Genomic DNA, 5,456 nt, shown 5'->3' with positions numbered 1-5,456 from the left:
CTGTGTGCGCTCCTGTGGTGTTGGTGGGTTGTTTTCTTCCCCGCCGGGGGCCGCCCCCCCCCCCCCCGGGGGCCGCCCCGGCAGGGGGCCCACCCCCTCCAGGAGCGCCCTCGGGCGCGTCTCGACCCCGGCCGGGGCTCAGTCGACCTCGGCCAGCGCCTCGGCGAACTGGGCCGCGTACAGCCGCGCGTACGCGCCCTTCGACGCGAGCAGCTGATCGTGCGAGCCCTGCTCCACGATCGAACCGTTCTCCATCACCAGGATCACGTCGGCGTCCCGGATCGTGGAGAGCCGGTGCGCGATCACGAAACTGGTCCGCCCGTGCGCCAGGCGCGCCATCGCCTTCTGGATCAGCACCTCGGTACGGGTGTCGACCGAGCTGGTCGCCTCGTCCAGCACCAGGATCACCGGGTCGGACAGGAACGCCCGCGCGATGGTGATCAGCTGCTTCTCGCCCGCGCTGACCCCCGTGCCCTCGTCGTCGATGACGGTGTCGTACCCCTCGGGGAGCGTACGGACGAACCGGTCCGCGTGGGCCGCGCGGGCCGCCTGTTCGATCTCCTCCCGGGTGACCTCGCGCGCGGCGCCGTACGCGATGTTCTCCGCGATCGTCCCGCCGAACAGCCAGGTGTCCTGGAGGACCATCCCTATCTGGGACCGCAGGTCGTCGCGCGACATCCGCGCCACGTCCACGCCGTCCAGCAGGATCCGCCCGCCGGTCACCTCGTAGAACCGCATCAGCAGGTTGACCAGCGTCGTCTTGCCCGCACCGGTCGGCCCCACGATGGCCACCGTCTGTCCGGGCTCCACGTCCAGCGAGAGATCCTCGATGAGCGGCTTCTCCGGGTCGTAGCGGAACGACACCTCGTCGAGCCGCACCCTGCCCAGCAGCTCCGAGGGACGCTGCGCATCGGCCGGGTCCGCCGCCTGCTCGTCGGCGTCCAGCAGCTCGAAGACCCGCTCCGCCGAAGCGATACCGGACTGCACCAGATTCGCCATCGACGCGACCTGCGTCAGCGGCATCGAGAACTGGCGCGAGTACTGGATGAACGCCTGCACGTCACCGATCGAGAGCGCACCCGACGCCACCCGCAGCCCGCCGACGACCGCGATCAGCACGTAGTTCAGATTCGACACGAACATCATCAGCGGCTGCATGATCCCGCTGTTGAACTGCGCCTTGAACACGGCCTCGTGCAGCGCGTCGTTCTCCTCGGCGAACCGCTCGGCCGACTCGTCCTGACGGCCGAAGACCTTCACCAGGTTGTGCCCGGTGTACATCTCCTCGATGTGGGCGTTCAGCTTGCCCGTGACCTTCCACTGCTGCACGAACTGCGGCTGTGAACGCTTGCCCACCCGCGAGGCCACGACCACCGAGAGCGGCACCGTGACCAGCGCGACCAGCGCCAGCAGCGGCGAGATCCAGAACATCATGACCAGCACGCCGACGATGGTCAGCAACGAGTTGATCAGCTGCCCCATCGTCTGCTGGAGCGTCTGCGAGATGTTGTCGATGTCGTTCGTCGCCCGGCTCAGCACCTCACCGCGCTGCTTCTTGTCGAAGTACGACAGCGGCAGCCGCGACAGCTTCGTCTGGAGGTCCTCGCGGAGCTGGAACACCACCCGGTTGATCACCCGGATCGACAGCCGCGTCGACACCAGCATCAGCAGCCCGGCACCGACGTAGACCGCCAGCACCACCAGCAGCACATGGCCCACCGCGGTGAAGTCGATGCCCTGCCCCGGAGTGAAGTCCACCCCGGACAGCAGGTCCGCCATACCGCCGTCGCCCTGGTCCCGCAGGTGCTGGATCGCCTGCGCCTTCGTGGTGCCCTCGGGCATGCTCCGCCCGACGACCCCGCCGAAGATCAGGTCCGTCGCCGCACCGAGGATCTTCGGCCCGACCACCGAGAGGCCCACGCTCAGCACACCCGCGAGGAGCATCAGGTACAGCGAGGACTTCTCCGCGCTGAACCGCCCCAGCAACCGCTTGGCCGACCCCTTGAAGTCCGCGGACTTGCTCGCGGGCGCCCCGGCCATCATCCGTCCGCCCGGCCCGGCCATTACGCCGCCTCCGCTTCCGTCAGCTGGGAGAGAACGATCTCCCGGTACGTCCCATTGCCGTCCATCAGCTCGCGATGGGTACCCGTGCCCACGACCCGCCCCTCGTCCAGGACGAGGATCCGGTCGGCGTCGCGGATGGTCGACACCCGCTGCGCGACGATCACCACCGTCGCGGCGGCCGTCTCCCGCGCGAGCGCCGCGCGCAGCGCCGCGTCGGTCGCGTAGTCGAGCGCCGAGAACGAGTCGTCGAAGAGGTAGATCTCCGGCTTGCGCACCAGCGTCCGCGCGATGGCCAGACGCTGCCGCTGACCACCGGAGACGTTGGTACCGCCCTGGGCGATCGGCGCGTTCAGACCGTTCTCCAGCAGCTCCACGAACTCCTTGGCCTGCGCCACCTCCAGCGCGTGCCACAGCTCCTCGTCGGTCGCGTCCGGGTTCCCGTACCGCAGGTTCGACGCCACCGTCCCCGAGAAGAGGTACGGCTTCTGCGGGACCAGGCTCACCGTCTTCGCCAGCAGCGCCGCGTCCAGCGTCCGCACGTCCGTGCCGTCGACGAGGACCTCGCCCTCCGTCACGTCGAACAGCCTCGGTACGAGCCCGAGCAGCGTCGACTTCCCGCTGCCCGTCGACCCGATGATCGCGGTCGTCTCCCCGGGCCGGGCCACCAGGTCCACCGAGCGCAGCACCGGCTCCTCGGCACCCGGGTAGCGGAACTCCGCACCCCGCAGCTCCAGGTGGCCGTGGCGGCGCAGCTCCGTCACCGGCGCGACGGGCGGCACCACGCTGGACTCGGTCTCCAGGACCTCGTCGATGCGCTCCGCACAGACCTCCGCGCGCGGCACCATCATGAACATGAAGGTGGCCATCATCACGGACATGACGATCTGCATCAGATAGGACAGGAACGCCGTCAGCGCGCCGATCTGCATCCCGCCACTGTCGATCCGGTGCGCGCCGAACCACACCACCGCGATCGACGACACGTTCACCACGGTCATCACCGTCGGGAACATCAGCGACATCAGCCGGCCCGTGGACACCGCCACGTCGGTCAGCTCGGTGTTCGCGCCGCGGAAACGCTTCACCTCGTACCCGTCGCGCACGAAGGCACGGATCACACGGTTGCCGGTGATCTGCTCGCGCAGCACCCGGTTCACCGTGTCGAGCCGCTCCTGCATCGTGCGGAAGAGCGGCCGCATCTTCCGGACGATCAGACTCACGGAGATCCCCAGCAGCGGCACCACGGCCAGCAGCACGGCGGAGAGCGGCACGTCCTGGCCCAGCGCCATGATCACCCCGCCGACGCACATGATCGGCGCGGAGACCATCAGCGTGAACGTCATCAGGACCAGCATCTGGATCTGCTGGACGTCGTTGGTCGTACGGGTGATCAGCGAGGGGGCTCCGAAGCGGGCGACCTCCCGGGCCGAGAAGGACTGCACCCGGTCGAAGACCGAGGCCCGCAGGTCACGGCCGAGCGCGGACGCGGTCCGCGCCCCGAAGTAGACGGCACCGACGTTGCAGACGACCTGGAGGAGGCTGACGGCGATCATCAGGCCGCCGTACCCCAGGATGTAGCCCGTGTCGCCCTTCACGACACCGTTGTCGATGATGTCGGCGTTCAGGCTGGGCAGGTAGAGCGAGGCGCAGGTCTGCAGCAGCTGGAGGAACACCAGCAGCAGGATCGGCCTTCGGTAGGGGCCCAGGAAGGACCTGAGCAGTTTTATGAGCACGCGTGTCTCTCGGGTCGGCGACGGCAGAGGCCGAACCATCTTGCCGTGCCCGTCTCCCCGGGGACGAACGGATTTCCCCAAGCCGAGGTCAAGAAGCCGGCGCGAGGACCACGGTCCCCGTCAGTCCGTACCGGCCTCCGTGCCCGGCCCGTCGAACTCGAAGGCCCCCGGGTGGATCTGGTCGCGCGTCGCCTCGTACTGCTGACGCACCGCACGCCCCACGGGCAGCTCCTCGCCCGGCTCCAGCACCTGCGCCGCCGCCCCCTGCCAGGCCGGGGGCGTACCGGGGTCGAGCCGGCCCTGGGAGACCCCCAGCGCCCACGCCGCCTGCCGAGCCGCGCCCAGCGCCGCGTACTGCGCGGGCTGCGGCACGACGACCTGGGTACCGAAGACCGCCGGCGCCATCGCGCGTACGGCGGGCAGCTCGGCCGCAGCGCCCAGCAGGAACACCCGGCGCACGTGCACCCCGCGCCGGCGCAGCACGTCGAGCGCGTCGGCCAGCGAGCAGAGCATCCCCTCGAACGCGGCCCGCGCCAGGTGCTCCGGCTTCATCGACTCGCGCCGCAGCCCGCAGAGCGTGCCCGCCGCGTGCGGGAGCTGCGGGGTCCGCTCGCCCTCCAGGTACGGGAGCAGCACCAGACCGGAGGACCCGGGCGTCGACTTCAGCGCGAGCGCCGACAGCTCCTCCAGCCCGCCGTCGAGGCCGAGCATGTCGGCGGTCCCGCGCAGGGCCCGTACCGCGTTGGAGGTGTGCACCACCGGCAGGTGCATCCCGGTCGCGTCGGCGAAGGAGGTGATCATCCCGCGCGGATCGGCCAGCGCCTCGTGGTGCACCGCCATCACGGACCCGGAGGCCCCCAGCGACACCACGGCGTCCCCGACCCCCACGCCGAGCCCGAACGCCGCCGCCATCGTCTCGCCGGTGCCGGCGGAGATCAGCAGCCCCTCGGGGGTCGTCCCGGCCGCGTCGGACGGGCCCAGCACCTCGGGCAGCGCGGCCTGATGGCCCAGCGCCAGCTCCACGAGGTCGGGCCGGTAGGAAGACGTGCGCGCCGACCAGTACCCCGTACCGGAGGCGGCGCCCCGGTCGGTGGTCCGCCGCGCGGGGCGGCCGAGCAACTGCCACACCAGCCAGTCGTGCGGCTGCAGGACGGCCGCCACGCGCGGGGCGTTCTCCGGTTCGGTCCGGGCCAGCCACCGCAGCTTCGCCACCGGCTGTGCGGCCTGCGGTACCGCCCCGACCGCCTCGGCCCAGGGCTGCCGCCCGCCGAGCCCGTCGATCAGATCCGCCGCGGCGACCTGCGCCCGCCGGTCGTTGCCCACCAGCGCAGGACGGACGGGGTTGCCCTGCCGGTCCAGCGCCACCAGCCCGTGCTGCTGCGCGGCGACCCCGATCGCCTCGACGTTCTCGAGCAGCCCGCCGCCCGCCGCCTCACCGAGGGAGAGGAGCCACGCCTGCGGATCGACCTCCACGGCCTTCGGTTCGACCGGATGTGCGGCGTACCCCTGCCGCAGCACGGCACCCGTGTCCGTGTCGCAGACGACGATGTGTGTGAAGGCGGCGGAACTGTCCAAGCCGGCGACTATGCCCATGTACGGATTCTGCCGCATCGCGCGGCCTTTCCCGCAACCGCCTCCGGCCCCCGCGGTGTGCGGGGG

At 70.8% G+C, this 5,456-nt stretch carries 3 protein-coding genes; all 3 read right to left on the bottom strand.

The features are described from left to right. Positions 1–138: 138 nt before the first annotated feature. Positions 139–2,064, bottom strand: coding sequence for an ABC transporter ATP-binding protein (locus ACFWEP_RS20620; protein ID WP_387371732.1), 1,926 nt, complete (start codon positions 2,062–2,064; stop codon positions 139–141). Beyond that, entirely contained in the window at positions 2,064–3,797 is a 1,734-nt protein-coding gene (locus tag ACFWEP_RS20615) for an ABC transporter ATP-binding protein (protein ID WP_387371731.1), read from the bottom strand. Before ACFWEP_RS20615 ends, ACFWEP_RS20620 begins: the two co-directional genes overlap by 1 nt. Positions 3,798–3,917: 120 nt before the next feature. Further along, positions 3,918–5,390, bottom strand: coding sequence for an FGGY family carbohydrate kinase (locus tag ACFWEP_RS20610; protein WP_387371730.1), 1,473 nt, complete (start codon positions 5,388–5,390; stop codon positions 3,918–3,920). Positions 5,391–5,456: the final 66 nt, after the last annotated feature.

The organism is Streptomyces sp. NPDC060198 (genome assembly GCF_042728415.1).
Lineage (GTDB): Bacteria > Actinomycetota > Actinomycetes > Streptomycetales > Streptomycetaceae > Streptomyces.
This window is presented reverse-complemented; position numbering and strand designations above follow the sequence as displayed.

What these genes read in the sequence shown, in the direction of transcription:
- ACFWEP_RS20620 (WP_387371732.1), bottom strand. Translation starts at nt 2,064, where the DNA reads ATGGCCGGGCCGGGCGGACGGATGATGGCCGGGGCGCCCGCGAGCAAG.
- ACFWEP_RS20610 (WP_387371730.1), bottom strand. Translation starts at nt 5,390, where the DNA reads ATGGGCATAGTCGCCGGCTTGGACAGTTCCGCCGCCTTCACACACATC.